Here is a 283-nt window from a genome sequence, read left to right on the forward strand (position 1 = left end):
CTTCCGTGGCTCTGAACCCAGGGACAAGAAGTGGAACGTCGTCGTCGATCTCTTCTTCTACAGGGACCCTGAAGAGGCAGAGAAGGAGGAGCAGGCCACGAAGGAGGTGGCGGCCGCACCGGCACCCAAGCCGGAGGTGGACTATGTGAGTCCGACGGAGACTTGGACAGAGACCGCGGAAGTGCCGGCGGCGCCCGTGTCTCACGGCAACTGGGCCGACGATGTGGCTCCGGCCGCCGCCCCCGCCGCCGCACCCTTCACTGCCACCGAGGACTGGACCGCG

General features: G+C 67.1%; 1 protein-coding gene. It reads left to right on the forward strand.

Annotated elements, in window-relative coordinates; translation table 11 throughout:
* Nucleotides 1–283 (forward strand): uS2 family ribosomal protein (locus P2081_RS20700; RefSeq protein WP_278924670.1); only part of this gene is annotated, 283 nt, incomplete at both ends.

Origin of the sequence: Pseudophaeobacter profundi (assembly GCF_029697505.1) — a bacterium.
GTDB classification, from domain to species: domain Bacteria; phylum Pseudomonadota; class Alphaproteobacteria; order Rhodobacterales; family Rhodobacteraceae; genus Pseudophaeobacter; species Pseudophaeobacter profundi.